The 18,503-nt window shown below is 28.6% G+C and carries 15 protein-coding genes; 10 read left to right on the top strand and 5 right to left on the bottom strand.

The features are described from left to right. Nucleotides 1–193: 193 nt before the first annotated feature. Both afpA and J3E06_RS07590 read right to left on the bottom strand, forming a co-directional pair. A complete protein-coding gene (afpA, locus tag J3E06_RS07595) occupies nucleotides 194–775 on the bottom strand; it encodes an archaeoflavoprotein AfpA (RefSeq protein WP_048187105.1) in 582 nt (193 codons plus the stop codon). Nucleotides 776–888: 113 nt separating this feature from the next. Beyond that, nucleotides 889–1,491 carry a flavodoxin family protein gene (locus J3E06_RS07590; RefSeq protein WP_013180043.1) on the bottom strand — a complete coding sequence of 201 codons (603 nt, stop codon included), beginning with the start codon at nucleotides 1,489–1,491 and terminating at the stop codon, nucleotides 889–891. 208 nt (nucleotides 1,492–1,699) lie between these two features. On the opposite strand from J3E06_RS07590, the gene J3E06_RS07585 reads away from it, so the two are divergent. Together J3E06_RS07585 and J3E06_RS07580 are read left to right on the top strand one after the other, a co-directional pair. Next, a complete protein-coding gene (locus tag J3E06_RS07585; protein WP_259164971.1) occupies nucleotides 1,700–2,194 on the top strand; it encodes a deoxyuridine 5'-triphosphate nucleotidohydrolase in 495 nt (164 codons plus the stop codon). Between the two features lie 217 nt (nucleotides 2,195–2,411). Further along, nucleotides 2,412–2,774, top strand: coding sequence for a hypothetical protein (locus J3E06_RS07580; RefSeq protein ID WP_013180045.1), 363 nt, complete (start codon nucleotides 2,412–2,414; stop codon nucleotides 2,772–2,774). Nucleotides 2,775–2,847: 73 nt separating this feature from the next. Here the strand turns inward: J3E06_RS07580 and J3E06_RS07575 are convergent, their stop codons facing one another. Then, complete coding sequence (locus tag J3E06_RS07575; RefSeq protein ID WP_013180046.1) at nucleotides 2,848–4,065, bottom strand: ABC transporter ATP-binding protein; 1,218 nt, start codon at nucleotides 4,063–4,065, stop codon at nucleotides 2,848–2,850. Nucleotides 4,066–4,405: 340 nt separating this feature from the next. On the opposite strand from J3E06_RS07575, the gene J3E06_RS07570 reads away from it, so the two are divergent. The 5 genes from J3E06_RS07570 (at nucleotide 4,406) to J3E06_RS07550 (ending at nucleotide 9,892) form a co-directional block, all read left to right on the top strand. Then, nucleotides 4,406–5,551, top strand: coding sequence for a nickel-dependent hydrogenase large subunit (locus J3E06_RS07570; protein ID WP_013180047.1), 1,146 nt, complete (start codon nucleotides 4,406–4,408; stop codon nucleotides 5,549–5,551). A 337-nt stretch (nucleotides 5,552–5,888) separates the two neighbouring features. Then, the gene (locus tag J3E06_RS07565) at nucleotides 5,889–6,155 is read left to right on the top strand and encodes a 50S ribosomal protein L34e (RefSeq protein WP_013180048.1); all 267 of its coding nucleotides are present in this window, start codon (nucleotides 5,889–5,891) and stop codon (nucleotides 6,153–6,155) included. Between the two features lie 12 nt (nucleotides 6,156–6,167). Next, nucleotides 6,168–6,704, top strand: coding sequence for a (d)CMP kinase (cmk, locus tag J3E06_RS07560; RefSeq protein ID WP_013180049.1), 537 nt, complete (start codon nucleotides 6,168–6,170; stop codon nucleotides 6,702–6,704). Nucleotides 6,705–6,849: 145 nt separating this feature from the next. Then, nucleotides 6,850–7,083, top strand: coding sequence for a 50S ribosomal protein L14e (locus tag J3E06_RS07555; RefSeq protein WP_013180050.1), 234 nt, complete (start codon nucleotides 6,850–6,852; stop codon nucleotides 7,081–7,083). A 598-nt stretch (nucleotides 7,084–7,681) separates the two neighbouring features. After that, nucleotides 7,682–9,892, top strand: coding sequence for a cache domain-containing protein (locus J3E06_RS07550; RefSeq protein WP_013180051.1), 2,211 nt, complete (start codon nucleotides 7,682–7,684; stop codon nucleotides 9,890–9,892). Between the two features lie 168 nt (nucleotides 9,893–10,060). Here the strand turns inward: J3E06_RS07550 and J3E06_RS07545 are convergent, their stop codons facing one another. After that, on the bottom strand, nucleotides 10,061–11,014 hold the full coding sequence (locus J3E06_RS07545; protein ID WP_013180052.1) for a metallophosphoesterase: 954 nt from the start codon (nucleotides 11,012–11,014) through the stop codon (nucleotides 10,061–10,063). A gap of 88 nt (nucleotides 11,015–11,102) precedes the next feature. Continuing rightward, complete coding sequence (gene trxR, locus J3E06_RS07540; protein ID WP_013180053.1) at nucleotides 11,103–12,086, bottom strand: F420-dependent thioredoxin reductase; 984 nt, start codon at nucleotides 12,084–12,086, stop codon at nucleotides 11,103–11,105. 381 nt (nucleotides 12,087–12,467) lie between these two features. Here trxR and J3E06_RS07535 point away from each other — a divergent pair, with 381 nt between their 5' ends. The 3 genes from J3E06_RS07535 (at nucleotide 12,468) to J3E06_RS07525 (ending at nucleotide 18,352) form a co-directional block, all read left to right on the top strand. Further along, nucleotides 12,468–13,715 (top strand): uracil-xanthine permease family protein, encoded by a 1,248-nt coding sequence (locus J3E06_RS07535; RefSeq protein WP_013180054.1) that lies wholly within the window; start codon nucleotides 12,468–12,470, stop codon nucleotides 13,713–13,715. A gap of 242 nt (nucleotides 13,716–13,957) precedes the next feature. Next, on the top strand, nucleotides 13,958–14,656 hold the full coding sequence (gene upp, locus J3E06_RS07530; RefSeq protein ID WP_013180055.1) for a uracil phosphoribosyltransferase: 699 nt from the start codon (nucleotides 13,958–13,960) through the stop codon (nucleotides 14,654–14,656). Nucleotides 14,657–15,697: 1,041 nt separating this feature from the next. Continuing rightward, nucleotides 15,698–18,352: an ATP-dependent helicase gene (locus J3E06_RS07525; RefSeq protein WP_048187411.1), complete on the top strand. Its 2,655-nt coding sequence runs from the start codon at nucleotides 15,698–15,700 to the stop codon at nucleotides 18,350–18,352. Nucleotides 18,353–18,503 lie beyond the last annotated feature (151 nt).

Below are 18,503 nucleotides of genomic sequence, written 5' to 3'. Positions count from 1 at the left end.
TGCGTATATGAGTATATAATAATTAGATAATAATTATATAATGATTATGTAATTAAAAAAATAATCGTTAATAGTATATATTATTTTATATTTGATTTCATAAAAACATATAAAAATTTGGATAAATATTCTTAAATATATGGTCATTATCAATTATTATTTTTAATTTTAGTTTATTTTAGTTTATTCTATTTTATTCATTGGTTTCGTTATTATTAGATTCTAATTTATCAAATAATTCTTTTAAAGCAGGTTTTATTTCGCCCACAGAATCCAAAACTTCTATTTCTTCCATCTTTTTGATGGTTTCTACATTTTTATAATCCACATCCCGGAGATGTAATGTTATGGCCCTCCCATCAGGGATTATTGTGTCTATTTCCCCTAATCTATTGTCTGGTGGGTACATATATATAGGAACTCTTGCTTTAGCACCCTGGGCAACCGAATTGGTGATTAATGTATCTGCAATACCGTATGCTATTTTTGCAGTAGAATTTGCGGTTACCGGAGCTACTAAAAAAGCATCATACTTGCCAGTTTGTAATTTACCTGGTAAAAATGGAGCATTTGAATTTGCTTCAGGCAATACTTTTTCAAAGTTTTCTTTTAACAAATCAATCAAATTATAAAGGTTCAAAACCATTCTTGCATTTTGAGAATAGTATACGTGTACTTCAAGACTTGGATATTCGTCTTTTAATTCAATCATAGTTCTCACAATTTCTTCAATCTTGTCTCCACAGCCTGTAATGCCCCATGCAATTCTAACCATCATATCACTTTTACAACATTATTTTTGTATGTTTATCTATTATATTTAGTATATATCATATTTTATCTCTATTTACATACTTCTTATTTATTTAATTCCTATTTATATACTTCTTATTTATTTAATTCTTTATAAAATTTATTAAGTGTTCTCTTTAAAACTCTTATGCCCTCGGTGTCATTTTCAACGCCTTCCCTTCCTAAATCACGAGACCAAAACGTAGCGCCTAAATTAGAGCCAAAAGAACCGCCACTAACGGGTAAAGCCCCATTTAGTATATAAAAATCGTGAATTGTTTTTAAAGCCACTTCTTGACCTCCATTCCTATCGCCACCTACTGAAATGCCCATTCCATATTTATCACGTATTGCGTTAAGTTCCATAGCAAATAAAGCCCTACATCTGTCCATAACTGTTTTTAACTGCCCTGAAACGTTGCCATTATAACACGGCGTACCCATAATTATGCCATCTGCCCATTGTAAAGCTTCATAGACTTCTTGCATACTATCTTTATGTACACACCCCTGTTTTTTTCTTATGCAATGGTCGCAATGTATACAAAACTTTAATTCTTTCCTTGCTACAGTAATATATTTAGTTTCGCAATCTATTCCGTCAGATTTACATTTTTCAGAAAGGTAATTTAGCGCATAATTAACCGCAAAATCAGTACTTTCCAGTCTTGGACTTCCACTAATGCCTAAAATCTTCAAAAAACCACCCTTTTAATATTAAATACTATGTATATTATTTTATAATTTGGTTAATAAATAGTTTAATAATAACTAAAAAATAAATGTAAAATAAATGTAAACTAAATGTAAAATAAATATAAGATAATAGTAAAAATAAACGATAAATTAAATAATTAAATTTAAATAGAATTACTAAAATTAATAAAATTAAGTTAATAAAAACTAAATTAAAAATAAAAACAAGGTATACACTATGATAATGGGCGCAAACATATCAAAAGAGTTTTTTGAAGAATTAGATGAAAAACAAATCCAACAGTGTGGTATTGACTTAAAAGTTGGTTCTATTTCCAAATTAAAAGGCACCGGATGTATAGATTATTCAAACAAAGACAGAATATTGCCTGAATATATAAAAATATTCGATTCAGAAAAAGATGAATACATAGATTTAGAACCGGGTATTTATATCGTTAAGGTAGCCGATAAAATGAGTATACCTGAAAATATGGCGGGTTTTGCATACCCGAGAAGTACATTAATTAGAATGGGTGCAACACTCTACACAGCAGTTCACGACCCTGGTTATGTGGGTTTTCCAGCTTACGCATTACACGTAATAAACCCATTAAGGATTAAAAAGTATGCAAGAATTGCACAAGTTGTATTTATCGCTACAAAAGACTCAAACGGGACTTATGAAGGAATTTACAAAGAATAAATATTTTATTTTATAATTTTATATATTTTTTGTTTTTTATTATTTTTATATTATTTTTATATTATTTTATTATTATTTTATTATTATTTTATTATTATTTTATTATTATTTTTATTTTCTATTCTTAAAATATGTTGTTAAATTTATATTATATAAAATAGATAAAATTATTATATCTATAAACAGTGTTTTATATAAAATAACGGGGGGTTTTACAATGGGTTTGGCAAATACCACTAAAATATTGATAATTGGGATAATAGTATGGCTATTTTACAAGCCACTTGGTTATTTAATTATCATATCATTAATTTTAAATGGGTTATACTGTGCATTTAAAAGTAAAAACCTAAAAACGATAGATAAAGTAATATATTTGTTAATGGCAGTGTTTGTAATTGGAGTAACCATTCCTACGGGTTTTTTACCAGATAGTTATAATGGAGAACAATTAATACGAGATAATTGGGTGATTTATGCCATTGCTGTTGGTATTACTATCTTATTAATTGGGATTTACTCGTATCGAATGAAAAAATACTATATTGAAGTAGATTTCCAAAAAAAGCCATTAAAATAGATATAACTAAAAATAAAATAAAATAAAATATAATATAATAATAAAATAATAAAATAATATAAAAATTCTATTTTTATAAATTTTGTAATGAATCTATCGAACCATCAAATTGTACAAGTTTAATGTCGTTAGATTTTGCAAATTCGACTAATTCATTATTCTTTTGGTTAATTTCGCCTACGGGGAAATTAGAATATACAAATATGTCGCATTTTGATAATTCATTTTTCGCATTTTCAAAAGTTTCATTTTCTATATTTGAGAATGATTTTTCAGAAATAATGTTTATTTCCATAGTCTTAGAAATTGCATAATCGATGTCATTTTCGTGTAATATGCCCACAGTAATGTCATAACCATTTTTCTTGAAATATCTCAAAGCTTTTGCACCAGTTCCTCCACCACAAGTTATAAACACTTTTTTAGGCGTAGGGGCACTTATTTGTGATTCCAAATCGTCATTTAAATTTATATCTTTATCTAAATTTACATTCAAATCTGCATTAAAATCTGCATTTAATTTTACTTTATTTGTATTTTTTAACTCGAAATATCCGATTTGCTCGTTATAGTTTGCCTCAGTTAACCCATAAAGGTAGTTAACCGTCTCAGAGGTCATAATATCTTCAGGATATCCATAAGCAAGTATTTTATTATCTTTTACGAGTGCCATTTTATCAGCAATTCTTAAGGCAAGCTCTATGTCGTGCAATGTGACAATAATCGCAATATCTTTTTTAGATAATTTTCTAAGCAATAATGTAAGTTCTATTTTATGGTTTGCATCTAAAAAACTTGTAGGTTCGTCAAGTATCAATATTTCAGGCTCTTGAGCAAGTGCTCTTGCAATCATTATTTTTTGACGTTCTCCATCACTCATTTCAAAGAAATTTTTTTCAAGTAATTTTGTTGCATTTACTAATTCCGCACTGTGCAATATTATTTCTTTGTCTTTTTTGCTTAATCTACCCAATAAACCAGTGTATGGGTGTCTACCTATTGAAATTACGTCATAACCTGTCATATTTGCCGGGTTAATTCTGTCTGTTAAGACTACCGCCATTTCCTTTGCAAGCTGAGCGGGTTTTAAATTATGGATTTTATTACTGTTTATATAAACTGCTCCTTTTTTAGGAGTTAAATATGTTGCAATAGTTTTTAATAAAGTGGATTTTCCTGCCCCGTTAGGTCCTATAATACATAATATTTCATTTTTGTGAACATTTAAGTTAACATTTGTTAATACTTCTGAATTAGCATATCCTACAGTTAAATTTTCCGTTTTTAACATTTTATAACCTTTCTAAATTATAAATATAATTTTAAATTCCGTGCAATATGATTTTATATGATAAGATAACAATATTTTTCAACAACGTTATGGAATAATTATAATAATATCAATTATGGAATTACTACTTATTAAAGTTATCTTAAATTTTTTAAAGTTATATTAAATAAATGATAATATGTATTATATATTCAAATAAATAGATTTACAATTATTATTTATATTAATAGAAACATCATATTTGTTAAATTTTAATGATTAATAATGTTAGTTGTTATTTATATCAAATATAGATTATTTAATATTAAAATAAGTTAAAAATAAGGAATCGTGAAGTCGTATGTATGAAGGAGAAATAGCAATCGGACCAGTGCACTCTACAATGTTAGAACCACACAGATTAAGGCTTTTTATAGATGATGAGATAATAAAAGACGCTGAATTAACAATTGGTGTTAACCACAGAGGTATTGAAAGATTAATGGAAGGTTTACCTGTGGAAAAAGCTTGTATATTAACTGAAAAAATATGTGGTATTTGCTCACATATCCACCTTTGGAGTTCAGTCAGACTTACAGAAATTGCAAGCAAAATATACGTACCTGAAAGAGCACAGCATATTAGGGTCATTATTGAAGAATTAGAACGTTTACACTCGCACACATTATTGTTCGGTCACGCTTTTGAAATATTGGGGCACGAAACAATGTCTATGCGATGTTTTATGACAAGAGAACCAGTAATGCAAATATTCTTCGAAATATCTGGTAGTAGGGTTCATTACTCTTGCCCGATAATTGGGGGAATTAGACCTCGTTGTGATATAACTGAAGAACAATGTAGGAAAATACTCCCAAAATTAGACGAATACGAAGAAAACATATCTGCCATAATAGACAGAGTTTTAAACGACCCGTTATTAGTTTCCAGAATGAAAGACGTGGGAGTACTTGACCGAAAAACTGCGGCTAAATTCCACGCTGTCGGTCCAACTGCACGAGGTAGTAATGTAAAATCAGATATGCGTAAAATGGGATGGGTTCCAGAGTATGACGTATATGAATTTGACGAAATATTATTCGATGGTTGCGACGTATTATCAAGAATTGCAGTTCGAGGATTCGAAATTCTCGAAAGTATTAAAATAATAAGACAAGCAATAGGCTTTTTAACCGATAAAAGCTTAAGCCCTGAAATTTACAATTCAAACTATGAATTAGAAGAATTTAAACCAATTGAATGTTATACGGAAGCTCAAAGAGGTCAACAATACTATTCATATGGTGTAGATGCAGACGGAAGGGTAAGACACGCAAGAATAAGAACTCCTACGGCTACAAACTTAGGTGCTATGGAAGAAATCGTTAGGGGATACCACGTTAGCGATGCAGAGCTTATTATTGCAAGTTGCGACCCTTGTTTCACGTGTACCGATAGGTTATCAATATTAAAAGAAGACTACAATACATATTCTAAAAAAATTTAAATAAATAATAATAATAATAATAATTAATTATTAAAGAATTATTAAAGAATTATTAAAGAATTATTAAAGAATAATAAATAATTATTAAATGTCCATTAACTAATTGATAAATACTTATTTTTTAGTATTTTGTACATTTTGTATAATATCTTACTTTTTTTAAATAATTAATCAAATATTATTCGTATTATTAAAAATGCGTGGAAACCTTTTTATATATGAAATATATAATTAAAGAGTTATAGGTACAAATTACAATTACCCTGTACCGATGGATGAATATCCCAACATAAATACGAATAAGAAACAAGAATAAGAAACAAGTGGAGGTAATAATATGCCTGCCCCAAGATATAAATCTGGCTCAATGAAAAAAACCTGTAAAAGAGTAACCAAAGGAAACACAGCTCACTACAGAAGAAAAAAACAAGGTGTAGCTAAGTGTGGTGCTTGCGGTGCTGTTTTAAACGGTGTGCCAAACGGCAGAATTGCAGAACTATCAAAATTAGCAAAAACCGAAAAAAGACCTGAAAGAGCATTCGGTGGACACTTATGCCCAGCGTGTGTTAAGAAAATGATGGTCGAAAAAGCAAGAAACTTTTAATTAGGTGCTATGATGATTATAACCATTGGAGGACTACCTGGAACTGGAACAACTACAATTGCCAGATTAATCTCTGAAAAATACGGCCTAAACCACGTTTGTGCAGGTTTTATATTCAGAGATATGGCCAAAGAAAATAATATGACTTTAAAAGAGTTCAGCGAATATGCTGAAGCTAATGATAAAGTAGATTACGAAATTGACCGTAGGCAAATTGAATGTGCTAAAAAAGGTAGTATAGTCCTCGAAGGAAGATTGGCAGGTTGGATGCTTGAAAAGAATAATATCAAAGCGGATTTAAGCATCTGGTTGAAAGCAGACCCAATGGTTAGATGCAAAAGAATAAGTTTGCGAGAAAACGAAGGCATCGAAAAAGCGATGGACGAGATGATTCTTAGGGAAAACTCTGAGAAAAAACGATATAATGAAATATACGATATAAATATTGATGATTTATCAATTTATGATATAATTATCGAATCATCCAAATGGGATATCGACGGGGTATTTAATCTCATTGATTATGCAATCGGTAATAAAATTCAATAACTAAGAGTTAATACTAAGATTTATTATGTATACAATTAGTTATCATTATTACCCTTCGGAATGAAGTTAAATACTTCCCTATTTCAAGAATGAAGTGCGCAACGGCGACGTTCACATTAACAAAAAATAAGGCGAGGTAATACTTATGTCAGCTATAGAAGTAGGTAGAATTTGTATAAAAACATTAGGTAGAGAAGCAGGAAACACATGTGTTGTTGTAGAAGTATTAGATGCAAACTTTGCAGTAATTGACGGAAACGTTAAAAGAAGAAGATGCAACTTAAAACACATTGAACCTACCGAAAAAACCGTTGAGTTAGAAAAAGGAGCATCAACAGAAGAAGTTAAATTAGCTTTAGATGCTGCAGGTTTATTATAATTGAAATAATTAATAATTAAAATGATTATTTCAAACTCCATAATTTTATTTTTTTATTTTTTTTATTATTAATTGTTAAGTTTTAGGTGTTAATTTTTATATATTAGTTAAATATGATTTTTAATAGATTTTTTGCCCGTATTTTCACAATAATTTATTATTTTTTAAGTTAAAAATGTGCTTGACTTAACTAATTAATCAATATTGTAAAATTTAAAACATTAAATGTTTAAATCTTGGATATATAAATTTAACTATTTGTTTAGGATAATAACTTAAATATATTAAATTAATAATAGATAATATTGTTCCCATAATATGACATAATACATAACATTTAGACAAAATTTTATTGTAATAGGAAATAAAACATTGTTTTAAAATTAATTATGAAATTAATTATCACATTATATATAACTGGATTACAAATCAAAGTCTAAAAATATAATTATATAATTACCCCCCACATCTAAAATATTGAAAATTATTTAAATTATTTAAATTATTTAAATTATTTTAAAAGTTTTTAAAAGTTTTAAAGAATATATCTATGTTTATTTATTAATTAGCTACTTAATTACAGTATTTGAGGTAAATAATGAAAAAAAATACTAATTTATTTAAAAAATTAGGCCATAAAATGTTGGTTCTTTCGATGATATCCTTATTAATTCCATTAATCTTAATAAGTGGGTTTTCAATCAATGGACTTGATGGATTAGCATCGAAAAGCTTAGATAAATCCGCAGAATTATCTTTAAATTCTGGCGTTGTATCATTAAATGATGAATTAACCCAGTATGGTGATTTTTCAGAATATGTATCAAGTACAACAGGGTTAAAGAAAGAAATACTTGAAAAAGATACTAAAAGTTTAGAAAATAGAATTGATGTTATAAGAAACGTTCAAAATGCCGAATTAATAGCAATTACAGATGCAAATGGAAATATAATTGTATCGAATGCTCAGAACAGCGACTTTAACATAAACAGTATTACATCTAAATTCTCAAAATCTTCAAAAACAGTAGCTTTTGAAGCAGTTCCTGGAAATATTGCTGAAAAATTTAGCAATTACAAAGTTCAAAGTGTTGATGGAGCTTTAGCAATTATTTCAGTTAATCCAATTATTAGTACATCTGAAAATGGCAAAAGTACAATTGGTTATTTTGTAATGGTAGATATTTTAAACAATGATGTAGATTACCTTTCAAAATTACAGCAAGAAACGGGCAGTACTTCATCTTTAACACTTTATGATACGAGAGTTGCCACTACACCGGATACTAAACAGAATTTAGGTAATACCATATACTCTGAAGTTTATAATCATTTAAAAACAAATGAAAAATATACTGGTGAATTAAATATCGACGGTAAAAGTTATTACTGTGCTTACAAAGCGTTATACGACGTTGATGGTAATTTAGTTGGTACTTTAGGAATTGGAGTACCTACAGATGAAATAACAACAGTATTAAATGATACTAAAACAGAAATAATCATCATAATAATCTTGGGTTTATTATTTGGTATTGGTATATCGCTATACTCAAGTAGGGTAATTACAAGACCAATAAATAAATTAAAAGAAGTTGCCGAGAAATTTGGAGCAGGAGACTATTCAATTCGTTCAAATGTTAAAACTGGTGATGAATTAGAACAGTTGAGCAATTCATTTAATTTAATGGCCGAAAACGTAGGTGCAATGAAAAATTTAATGGAAACGGACAAAGAAAAATTAGCCGATGTAGTGATGGAAGTATCTGAAGTTCTTAAAAAACTTTCAGAAGGCGATTTCACAGTTTATGCCGACGAAAGTAAAGATATTAACGGATTACAAAAAGCACTCAATAATGCAACTAAAAACATCAGTGAATTAATTGCAGACTTACGAAAGGATATTGAAGTATTAAATAATGAAATAGAATTGGTTGAAAGTCAATTGGTAAATGCAGAAGAAAGTGCCGAACAATTAACAGATGCAGCTTCGCAAGTAGCTAATGCAGCATCAGAACAGTCTGTAAAATTACAAAGTACTACTGACCAACTTATGGAAACTTATGAAGAAGCTAAAATGGTTAATAAAACAGCAGAAGAAACTGTCGAAGTTGCTGAAGAAATAAATGACAATTCGAACAATGGAATTAATAAAGTAAATAATGCAATCGAAACTATGCAAAACATTGCAAATGTAATTGATAACCTCAGTAAATCGATTGGCGAACTTGGAACAGAAAGTAAGAAAATAAATGAAGTAACTACATTAATTAAGGATATTGCAGACCAAACCGGTTTATTAGCACTTAATGCGAGTATTGAAGCAGCGAGGGCAGGAGAAGCAGGTAAAGGTTTCGCAGTTGTAGCAAGTGAAATTAAAGACCTTGCAGAAGAAATTAAGAAATCCGTAGAGGATATAAATATAACAGTCAAAGGAGTTAATTCAAAAATTGAAGAAACCATAAAACTAGGAGATAATGGTAAACTTCAAGTAAAACAAGGTGTTTTAGCAATTGATGACGTTAATTCAGCCTTTGATGGAATAAAAAACAGTGTAATTAAGGCCAGTGAAAAAATTGACAATATTTATCAAGGTTCAGAAGATGCTACAAATAATACGGATTCAGCATTGAAAAACGCACAGGAAGTTACTGCTATTGCAGAGGAATTTGCTGCAACCGCTGAGGAAGTTACTGCCTCCACAGAAGAATTAAATAGTATTATTGAAGAAATAAGAACTGCTTCTGAGGAATTGTCAAAGATTTCAAACCACGTAAACGAAAAAACGTCTGGATTTAAAATTAAATAAAAATAATAAAATAATAATAAAATAATAAAATAATAAAATAATAATAAAATAATAATAAAATAATAATAATAAAAATAAATAAATTCCATTAATAAATTAAAGTATATAAAAAAGCAATAATTGATAATTGATAATTATCAATATTGGTAATATATTAGTGATTATTGATTATTGCAAATAATCTTCTATTTCTTTTAAATTAGGAAAATACATAATTTCCTTTTCTTTTATTATTGGATAAATTTTTTCTTTAAAACTTTCTGATTTTATATCTTTTAAATAGGGCGATAAAAAATTACCAAATAATTCATTTATTTTCACACCCGAGGGTATATTTGAAAATGAGGGCAATATTAAAATATTCTTCATATTATAATTTTTATCGTTAAAAAATGTATAATAATCTGCAATATGCAAATAACTTGAAAATCTATGATTATTTAATTCTAAAACTGGGTGTTCGTGCCCCATTATCATTAAATCTATTTCAGATTTAAAATGCACATTTTCTTGATTTAAAATTTTATGGCCGTGATAATACAACAAATTATTTATTTTATAGTATTCATATATTTCATACAAATCACTATCATCAACTTTTGGAAATTCAACATATATCAATTCTTCTTTATTTTCATTTATTTCACTTTTTTCAGTTATTTCACGTTTTTTGAGTTCAATGTCGTATTTCTTTCTTAATTCTGCATTTTTCTCATTTATTTCGTCATTAAATCTATTTACACATTCTGCCAATACATAATCAATCATTATGTCGTGATTTCCTCGAATAAGTATTAATTTAGTGTTTTTGTAATTTTCATATATTAATTTTAAGATTTCATACATCACGTCATAAGTCTTATAGGGTATTTTATTAAAGTGATGTAAAATATCCCCGACCATTATAAACTTTTTAGGATTGTATTTATCCAACAAATAAACAATTCTGTTTATTAGAACTGTTTTTTCGTGTAATGGAAATAATACGCCTCTTCTTTTAAATTGTTCTTCTAATCCAATGTGTAAATCAGAAACCGCCACAGTTTTATTTTTAGAATCGATTAAAGCATTTCTATCAAAATGTAAATTTAAATTCCTATAAAAATTGGCTATTTCTTGCATAGTATCAAATCTCTTAAATTTTTAAATCTCTTAAATTTTTAAATCTCTTAAATTTTTTTGTATTTTTGTATTTTTGTAATGAGATTAATTATTTATCAAATTTTTGCAAATATTTGGAAGCACTTGAAAAAGCATAAACTCCTTCACCGACTGCCTTAGAAACCTGCAAAATTCCTCCAGTAATATCGCCACAAGCGTAGATACCTTCGATATTAGTTTCACATTCTTTATTAGTTATTACAAATCCTTTTTTTAGATTTATACCACTTTCTTGTAAAAATTCGCTATTTGGGGTATATCCAAGCATTATGAAAGCTCCATCACCATTTATAATTTTTTTAATCTCTTTAATTTCTTTAGTACTGTCTTTTTCGGTTAATTCGACTTCTATACCTTCAAATTTATTAGTTCCTTTAAATTCAATTGGTTTTGCATTATATATTATTTCCAAATTCTCAATTTTTTTGAGCCTGTCCATCATAATTTTTTCTACGACTTTAATTTCATTTTTATCCGTAATTATTGTAATTTTTTTAGCAATATCTCTTAAATTGTAAGCCGCCATAGCTGCAGGCGTATTTCTACCGATTACAAGTACGTGCCTATCTTTAAAAAAGAAAGCATCACACATTACACAGTATCCAACGCCTTTACCGACATAATCGTCCTCATTTATTCCCAGAGATTTATATTTGCTACCTGAAGCTATTACAATGGTTTTTGTAATGTATTCGTTATTTTTCGTAATAACCTTGTGGTAATTTATTTTATTATCCCCATTTTCATCATGGATTATAACCGCATTAGGCACTACACTAATGACTTCTTCGTGTATAATCGGTAAATTTAAACTATTAGCGTGTTCTGCAAAATTATTGGCAAGTTCAAAACCTTTTATTTGAGAATATCCCAAATAATTCTCAACGATACCCGCTTCTGCTATTTTACCACCAGCATTTTCTTTTTCAATACAAATTGCATTGACTCCACCACGCATTGCGTAAATACCTGCTACAAGACCTGCAGGACCTCCACCTATAATTACCATATCTTTAAGATTACCAATTTCCATAACGCACCCTTTTATTTTAAAATTCTCTTTGATAAATTTTGTTTTGTATCATTATTTTATTATTCTTAATTTATTATTCTTAATTTATTATTTATCGTTCTACATTTTTATATATTTTTTTATGAATTCGTATTTTATAATTAAATTTGTCTTTAAAACCCATTTTTATAAATAATTATAATTTTATAGATGTTAGTTAATAAATTATATATATGAAAAAATAGTACAATATTGAGGATAGGTAATCCACAAAAATGGTAATATGGGATATTGTACGAACTATGTATAAAATAAAAAATAAAAAATAAAATAAAAAATAAAATAAAGTATTAATATATTTACCTAATTATTATATTATATTATATTGTTTGGAGGAAAAAAATGAAAAAAATTGTATTGGGATTCCAGCACGTTTTAGCGATGTTTGGAGCTACTGTCACTGTACCGTTAGTAGTAGGTAATGCCATAGGACTTCCACTCGAACAAATAGCGGTTTTAATTCAAGCTGTTCTTTTAACTATGGGTATTGCTACATTATTACAAACCACAATCGGTTCAAAGTTCCCTATTGTTCAAGGCTCAAGTTTTGCATTTATTCCTGCATTAACGACCATTGGTACCACAATAAGTTTAGCTGCTGTTGAAGGTGCTTTAATCGTTGGCGGTCTTCTTGAAGCGTTTACTGGTGCTTTTGGTTTAATCGGAAAATTAAAAAAATTATTTACCCCTGTTGTTACAGGTATTACTATTATGTTAGTGGGTTTCAGTTTGGCAAATACTGCTATGCAATATACATTTAACTATTTTGGAGACCCTACTGGTACATCCATCCCACAAGCTGCTTTTGTTGCATTGTTAACCTTTTTTACAACCGTTGCAATTACTTTAAAATCAAAAGGAACTTTAAAAACTATGCCTGTAATCATAGGTGCCACAGTTGGCTATATTGCAAGTATTGCGTTAGGTCTCGTAGATTTTTCATTAGTTTCAAGTATGCCATATTTCAATTTACCGCAAGTAATGCCTTGGGGTATGCCAGTATTTGACGTTAGCGCAATATTTATTATTTTATTTGCATTCCTTGTAAGTATAATTGAAAGCGTAGGGGATTATCACGCTATTTCAACAATAGCCGATGAAAGTATCGATAACAAAAAAATAAACAAAGGTATTGCATCAGAAGGTTTGTCCTGTACTATTGCAGGTTTACTCGGTGGTTGTGGTACGACAAGTTATTCTGAAAATATAGGCCTTGTAGCACTTACAAGAGTTTCGAGTCTCCAAGTTGTACAAATCGGTGCAGTAATATTGATTTTATTCTCGTTGATACCTAAATTTGCCGGCGTATTGGCATCTATCCCAGGACCTGTTTTAGGAGGTCTTACAATTGCTTTATACGGTATGATTGGTTTAACAGGTCTTAAATTAATTAAAGATAAGGTAGAATTAAACGATAAAAACACATTAGTACTTGCAAGTTCCCTAATTGTAGGATTGGGTTCTCCACAATTGCCTGCGGAATTTTTATCACATTTTCATCCGATAATATCAAGTATATTGGAATCAGGAATGGCAATCGGTGCAATAACTGCCATAGTACTTGACCAATTGTTTAAAATTAAAAATTAATACTTTCTACCCATTAATTTTTAAAATAAGGTTTAATATAGCATATTAATTGATAAATTTAAGTATATGTTATCAAAAAGTTAAAATAGTACATATTTCAAATAAAAATATGATGACAATTAAAACTTATTCATAGAATAAAATAAAAAATAATAAAAAATAATAATAAATAATAATAAATAATAATAAAAAATTTCAATATTCTAATTATAATACTTTTAAAGATATAATGAGGCGATATAATGAAAAAAGATACAAGATGGGAAGGCGTATACTCATTTGAAGACTCACCTTTTTTAATTGAAACACTTTCGGAATTAAGAGAGCAAAACACTGACAATATCGCATTTAGAAAAGGTCTCGTAAGACTTGGTCGATATATGGGATACGAATTAACTAAAACAATGGATTTTGACGAGTTAGAAATAGAAACACCTCTCGAAACTACAATTGGATTAGCAGGAAAAGACAGAAAAAATATATTAATTATCTCAGTTTTAAGAGTTGCAATTCCATTGATGGAAGGTTTAATTAAAACACTAGAATCTGCAAGAGTAGGTATTGTTTCAGCTTCAAGAGGACCAGCTCCAGACTTCGATATCAAAATGGATTACATAAAAGTGCCAAAATTAAAAGAAGAAGACACATTAATTATTTGTGACCCAATGATTGCTACAGGTTCAACATTAATCAGTGTAATGAAAGAACTTGAAAGTTGTGGTATGCCTAAAAGAATTATAATTGTTGGTGTAATCGGAGCCCCAGAAGGTATTGAAGCAATTAAAAAAGAATACCCTAATGTAGAAATATACATAACTCAAATGGATAGGGAATTAAACAAAAAAGGTTATATTTTACCAGGTCTTGGAGATGCAGGAGACAGGGCATTTGGCGAACCTGTAAAAGTATCATTATTACCTCAAATGCACAACCTTGAATAAATATCAATTAAAATTTATTAATATAAAATATTAATAAATAATATAATTTGATATACTTTTTTTATATGATGTATATATAAAATAATTGAGAAATATGTTTCAATATTGTTAAAAATAGTTATTTTTAAGAAAATTATAAATTTAATGTTGTTAAGGCGTTTAATTAATTAAAAGGTTAATTTACTATAGCGAATTATTTAACTACATTTTATTAACCCGAATCTATATATACGGATAATACATATATTTAATCGGACATTATGACCTTTAGATGGCATAATTAGTCTAAAACAGTTTAACTTAAGACTCATAGAATAAATAATACACGAAATAAATAGTAATTATAGTTGATATATTCTCATTATTATGTTCATACAGTATGTAAATACATAGTTTTGAAAAATCAATCTCACGATTTATTATTATTATTTAACTATTTAATTATGTAAATCTAATGATTTTATAATTTAATTATAATTTAAAACTCGAAAAATTTGATAAAGGGATTTATCCTCAAAATTTAGGATAATTGCCAAGTTTACCTATTTGTAAATATTATTATTCTATTGTTATTATTAATTAATCATACCAAAACTTTCTTTTTTATTTTTAAAACATTTTTATAAACTTATAACGAATTTTTTTATTCAATCTTAATTGATATATTTGTATTTATTAGTTTATAATTGACGATATTCGAACCAAAATCTTCGAAAAACTATTTATATGATACTAAATATATGTACACTATTAATTATCATATTTATAATCATATTTATTATCAATTTTACTAATTACTTTATACTTAATTCAAAATTCAATCACATAATAATATATCTAAATATTGATATAAATCACCACATAACTAATTTAAAAATTTAATGGGGGACTATTATGAATATCACAAAAAATATCACAAATAATCAAATTTCAAAATCAAATACCTTAGAAGAGGAAATAAGAAACGAAATATCGTCTAAAAAGGCGGAAAATCTTATTTCAAAAAGTATATCTTATAGCAACGGGAAGTATGCGTTTGATATAGATTCGGATGAAAAAATACTGGATTTATTTGAAGATGGTGTTAGAGATTGGTGGGTAAATAAATTTGAAAAATATAAAGAATTCAACGACGGATATTTTACACCCCCTCAACGTCAAGCGATTCCCCGTATCCATTACGGAAGAAATACGCTTATTTGTAGCCCTACGGGTAGTGGTAAAACTCTTAGTAGTTTTATGAGCATTATAAACGAGCTTTTTAGAATTGAAAAAGAAGAAGGTCTTGAAAATAGTGTATATTGTATATACATTAGTCCTTTAAAAAGTTTAGCAAATGATATTCACGTAAATCTTGAAGAGCCCCTCGTAGAAATTAAAGAAATATTAACGGAAAAGTATGGAAAAGAAGATATCGGAGATATTAGACACGCCATAAGACACGGCGATACTACAAGCTATCAAAAAAGCAAAATGTTAAAGCAAACCCCGCATATATTAAATACAACCCCGGAAAGCTTAGCAATTATACTAAATTCCCCAAAATTTAAGGAAAAATTAAGAACTGTGAGATGGGTTGTTATTGATGAAATACACTCTCTTGCAGATAATAAAAGAGGCGTACACCTTAGTTTAAGCCTTGAACGATTAAGAGAGCTTACAAAACACGAATTTGTGAGAATTGGATGCAGTGCAACAGTTGAACCTCTTGACGAAGTAGCAAGTTATTTGGGTGGTTTTTACGATACTGAAATACCTCGACCTGTTGAAATCGTAGATACGAGATTTGTACGTAATTACGATATGAAACTAATTTGTCCAGTTCCTGATTTAATTATGAGTACCCCTGAAGAAATTTCAAAGAAATTATACGGCGAATTGCACAAATTAATTGAAGAACACGAAAATACACTCATATTTACAAATACAAGAGGGGGAGCTGAACGTATACTTTACAATTTACGTAGAAAATTCCCAGAATATACTGAAGAAAATAGCGGTAGCCATCACGGTAGTTTATCACGAGATAAACGATTAGAAATAGAATCTAAGCTTAAAAAGGGCGAGTTAAAAGTAGTAACTACGAGTAGCAGTCTTGAGCTTGGTATCGATATGCCTTACGTGGATTTAGTAATACAAATTGGTAGTCCAAAAAGTGTTAAAGTACTGCTTCAACGTATTGGTAGGGCAGGTCACGGTATCGAAAGGATTGCTAAAGGTAGGTTGATAGCTTTAGATAGGGATGAACTTGTAGAATGTACAGTTATGCTCAAAAAAGCAGAAGAGGGCTTTATAGATAAGGTTCAGATTCCTAAAAAGCCTTTAGACGTACTCATTCAGCAGATATATGGAATTGCAATAAATGGAATAATTGAATATGAACAAGTTAAAAATATTGTACGAAGGAGCTACAATTACAATATGATGACTGATGAAGACTTTAAAATAGTTTTAAACTATATGACGGCAAGTTATGCAGGTATGGAAGATAGGAATATTTATTCTAAAATTTGGTATGATGAAGAAACTAAAAAAATTGGAAAATCTGGTAAAACTGCAAGAATGATTTATTATACAAATATAGGAACTATTCCGGATGATTTCAGTTGTGATGTATATGTAAGAGCCAATAAAGATTGGATTGGTAAATTAGACGAGCAATATCTTGATAAACTTGAAAAAGGCGATGTATTTGCGTTAGGTGGTGAACACTTGAAATTTGTATATCGTCGAGGTAGTAAAGTTTATGTGGATAAAACCTCTGAAAAACCAAATATTCCAAATTGGTACTCTGAAAGGCTTCCTCTTAGCTATGATTTAGGTAAAAACGTTTTAGAATTCAAAAAAACTGCCATAGAAAAATATAATAACGAAATATTGAAAGATTGGCTTTCTAAAATGCCAATAGATAGCAATAGTGTAGAAAGTCTTTGTGGATTATTTGGTCAACAAATTCAGTATACTGGTAATAATAGCATTAGTTTACCGAATAGGCTTGTAATAGAAGAATACAACGGTGAAGGATACGACGGATACAAAAAGGATAAAAAAGGAAAATCGGAACATAAGTATCTCTACATCCATAGTAATTACGGGCGAAAATTCAACGATGGATTTAGTAGAGCGATAGCTTATAAAATTAGCGAGTATTTTGGCGTTGGAGTATTGGTTAGCGTATCAGATACAGGTTTTTCGTTGGAAATACCGAAGAAAAAGCATATTGAAATAGTTAAAATCATTAAAGAATTAACTCCTGAAAATATATATGCTACTTTAAAACTTGCTCTTGAAAATACGAATCTTATGAAGAGAATTTTTAGAATAAACGCCACAAGAAGCCTTATGATACTTAGAAACTATGCAGGACGTAAAAAATCGGCTAAACGTCAGCAAGTAAGTGCGGATTTGCTCATACATTACGCTAAAAAGTTAGATAGATTTGCACCTCTAGAAGAAACTTACCGTGAAATTATCGAGGATAGTTTAGAGGTTGAGCATTTACAAGAAATTTTAGGTAAAATACAGTCTGGACACATTAGATTAGAGCATATTGACGTGTCTATACCAACTCCAATGAGTTTTGGACTTGCTACGCTTACAGCAAGCGATGCGGTACTTGCAGAGGATAAAAATAATCTCTTAAAATTATTCCACGCTCAGGTGATGTATAAAATTTCTAAAAAAATAACTAATTAAAATAAATAATTAAAATAAATTGATATAATTAGTTTAAAAACTGATATATTTAAAACTAAAATAAAACTATAATCTAAAAATAAAAAATAATGATTTAAAATTAATAATTTTAATTAATTATTCAATTTTAAATCTTTCAGCTGATTTTTCA

This window comes from Methanococcus voltae, assembly GCF_024807655.1.
GTDB classification, from domain to species: domain Archaea; phylum AGJL01; class Methanococci; order Methanococcales; family Methanococcaceae; genus Methanococcus; species Methanococcus voltae_D.
Note: the sequence above shows the minus strand (reverse complement) of the source record. Positions and strands in the feature narration are given on the sequence as shown.

Bases quoted from the DNA above. Each gene is read 5' to 3' on its own strand.
- afpA (WP_048187105.1), bottom strand. From the start codon at position 775: ATGGTTAGAATTGCATGGGGCATTACAGGCTGTGGAGACAAGATTGAA.
- J3E06_RS07580 (WP_013180045.1), top strand. From the start codon at position 2,412: ATGGGTTTGGCAAATACCACTAAAATATTGATAATTGGGATAATAGTA.
- J3E06_RS07575 (WP_013180046.1), bottom strand. From the start codon at position 4,065: ATGTTAAAAACGGAAAATTTAACTGTAGGATATGCTAATTCAGAAGTA.
- J3E06_RS07570 (WP_013180047.1), top strand. From the start codon at position 4,406: ATGTATGAAGGAGAAATAGCAATCGGACCAGTGCACTCTACAATGTTA.
- J3E06_RS07565 (WP_013180048.1), top strand. From the start codon at position 5,889: ATGCCTGCCCCAAGATATAAATCTGGCTCAATGAAAAAAACCTGTAAA.
- cmk (WP_013180049.1), top strand. From the start codon at position 6,168: ATGATTATAACCATTGGAGGACTACCTGGAACTGGAACAACTACAATT.
- J3E06_RS07555 (WP_013180050.1), top strand. From the start codon at position 6,850: ATGTCAGCTATAGAAGTAGGTAGAATTTGTATAAAAACATTAGGTAGA.
- J3E06_RS07550 (WP_013180051.1), top strand. From the start codon at position 7,682: ATGAAAAAAAATACTAATTTATTTAAAAAATTAGGCCATAAAATGTTG.
- J3E06_RS07545 (WP_013180052.1), bottom strand. From the start codon at position 11,014: ATGCAAGAAATAGCCAATTTTTATAGGAATTTAAATTTACATTTTGAT.
- trxR (WP_013180053.1), bottom strand. From the start codon at position 12,086: ATGGAAATTGGTAATCTTAAAGATATGGTAATTATAGGTGGAGGTCCT.
- J3E06_RS07535 (WP_013180054.1), top strand. From the start codon at position 12,468: ATGAAAAAAATTGTATTGGGATTCCAGCACGTTTTAGCGATGTTTGGA.
- upp (WP_013180055.1), top strand. From the start codon at position 13,958: ATGAAAAAAGATACAAGATGGGAAGGCGTATACTCATTTGAAGACTCA.